This window comes from Vulcaniibacterium gelatinicum (genome assembly GCF_008033445.1).
Taxonomy (GTDB): Bacteria; Pseudomonadota; Gammaproteobacteria; order Xanthomonadales; family Xanthomonadaceae; genus Vulcaniibacterium_B; species Vulcaniibacterium_B gelatinicum.
In genome coordinates this window covers 1-2,347 of record NZ_VNKO01000034.1, presented here as the reverse complement: position 1 = coordinate 2,347, position 2,347 = coordinate 1, and the positions used below count along the sequence as shown (strand labels likewise).

The window sequence follows — 2,347 nt, the reverse complement described above, 5'->3', positions numbered from 1 at the left end:
GTAAGCGTCAGCCGACCGCACCTTGTCGCACATCGTTGCGCTGTGGCAAGGGCAACAGCGTGTCGAGATCGCGGTCGAGCGTGGTCGGCAGGCGCGTGAGCACGTCGGTCAGCCAGGCGTGCGGGTCCAGGCCATTGGCCTTGGCCGTGGCCAGCAGGCTCATGATCGCGGCAGCGCGTTTGCCCGCCGTTTCCGAGCCGGCGAACAACCAGTTCTTCCGGCCCAGGGCAACGGGCCGGATCGCGTTCTCGACCGGATTGTTGTCGATCGGGTAGCGGCCGTCCCCGAGCAGGCGTGTGAGCGCCGGCCAGCGGTGGCGGGTGTACGCGATGGCCTTGTGCAGGCCGCTGTTGCCCAGCACCTTGGGGTGCAGGTCCTCGAGCCAGCGCCGGAACTCGTCCAGCAGCGGTGCCAGGTGGCGGCGCCGGTACGCGCCTCGCGCCGGGGTCGCCAGACCGCGGCCGCCGGCGTCGGCGTGATAGATCGCGGCGATGCGCCGCAGGGCCTCGGCCGCCAACGGGCTGCCGCTGGCGGCGTGCACATCGAAGAACTTGCGCCGCGCATGCGCCCAGCAGCCCAATTCGGTGATGCCGTGGGCGAACAGCGCCTTGTAGCCGGCATAGTCGTCCACCATCAGCGCGCCTTGCCAGTCGCCCAGGAACGCCTGCGCGTGTTTGCCGGCGCGGCTGGGGCAGTAGTCGAACACCACGATCGGGATGTCATCGGCGGTGCGATAGGCGAACAGGTACGCCCGCTTCGTCTTCCCCGCGCCCGGGTCCAGCTGCGCCACCGGGGTCTCGTCGGCATGCAGCACCGGGGCCTGCCGCAGGCGCTGCCGCAGGGCCTCCACCAGCGGCTCCAGGCGCAGGCCGACCACGCCGCACCATTCGGCCAGGGTGGTGCGGCCCAGCGCGATCCCGCTGCGGGCAAACATCGCCTCCTGCCGGTACAACGGCAGGTGGTCGGTGTATTTCTGGACCACCACCTGCGCCAGCAGGCCCGGCGCGGCGATCCCGCGATCGAGCACCGACGGGGCCACCGGCTCGGCCACGATCGTCTCGCAGCGCCTGCAGGCGTATTGCGGGTACACGTCGCGACGGACGAAGAACTTCAGCGGTTCGCAGTCCAGCTTCTCGCTGACGTGCTCGCCGATCTGCACCAGGGCCTGGCCGCAGGCGGCGCACGCACAGCGCTCCGGGGCATGCACGGTCTCGATGCGCGGCAGTTCCGGCGGCAGCGGGCGGCGCCGGGCCGGCCGGCGCGGGGCATGCCCCGCAGGCACCGGCGCATCCTGCAGCGCCGCCAGCTCGTCCTCCACCGCGGCGATGTCGGCCGCGATCGCCTCCTCGAACAGCGTGCGCTGGGCCGGATCCAGCCGCTCCGAGCGAGCCGCATACTGCACCCGCCGCAAGCGCGCGATCTCCTGGGTCAGCGCCGCAATCTTCGCCTCCCGGTGCGCGATCAGCCGATCGCGTTGCGCGATCGCCGCGTCACGCTGCGCGATCACTTCGATCTGCTCGCGTACCAGCGCCCGCAACGTCTCCAGGTCGGTGATGGCATCGAGTGCGGGCACGGACATCGCGCCATGCTCGCCGATTCACACATGCCTGCCAAGCCCTGCCCCGCGCCGCGAGAGCCGCCGCCAGTCCACCCCCGCACACAACCACGCAAACTGTTCCGGCGACAGCATCCACACCGCATCGCCGGCATGCGGCCAGACGAAGCGGCCTTCGTGCAGGCGACGCGCCGCCAGCCACACCCCCTGCGCATCCACCCACAGCACCTTGATCCGCGTGGCCGCACGGTTGCGGAACACGTAGGCGCTGCCATCGAGGGGTTCGCGCCCCAACGCCTGGCGCACCGTGACCAGCAGGCGGTCCGCGCCGCAGCGCAGGTCCACCGGCGTCACCGCCAGCCACCACACGCGCGGGGTCAACATGCCTGCAAGGACTGAACCCACTGCGCCACCCGGGCTGCGTCAGCCGCCAGCGGCACCTGCAGCACCAAGCCATTGGGCAACCGCACCGTGAGCCCCGGCGCCGGGGCAGGCGCCGGCGAAGGCAGGGGCGCCACCATCACCGGCACCAGTGCCGCACCCGCCTTGCGCGGGCGCGATCCCTGCCTGCGACCACCCAGCTGCCGACGCCAATAGTCCAGCGTGTGCACGTTGACACCGTGCTCCGCGCACCAGACCCGCCGGCTCAGGCCGCTGCGCTCCCAGGCCGCAATCCGCTCCGCCCACTGCTCCCGCTTGCCCTGCATCGTCATCGTCGCCCTCCCGGCTGGAAAGCGCATGACCCTGCAACAGACCAGGGACTGAGGGTAGGTGGGGGCAGCGGACGCTTAC

The 2,347-nt window shown here is 71.5% G+C and carries 3 protein-coding genes; all 3 read right to left on the bottom strand.

The window, feature by feature from the left end; translation table 11 throughout:
* Window positions 1-7 precede the first annotated feature (7 nt).
* From tnpC to tnpA, 3 genes are read right to left on the bottom strand one after another with little or no spacing between them, the layout of a single operon-like run.
* Window positions 8-1,579, bottom strand: a complete 1,572-nt coding sequence (gene tnpC, locus FPV26_RS12505; protein ID WP_147654203.1) for an IS66 family transposase — start codon at window positions 1,577-1,579, stop codon at window positions 8-10.
* A gap of 18 nt (window positions 1,580-1,597) precedes the next feature.
* Window positions 1,598-1,939, bottom strand: coding sequence for an IS66 family insertion sequence element accessory protein TnpB (tnpB, locus tag FPV26_RS12500; protein ID WP_147654202.1), 342 nt, complete (start codon window positions 1,937-1,939; stop codon window positions 1,598-1,600).
* Entirely contained in the window at window positions 1,933-2,268 is a 336-nt protein-coding gene (gene tnpA, locus FPV26_RS12495; protein ID WP_147654201.1) for an IS66 family insertion sequence element accessory protein TnpA, read from the bottom strand. Before tnpA ends, tnpB begins: the two co-directional genes overlap by 7 nt.
* Window positions 2,269-2,347 lie beyond the last annotated feature (79 nt).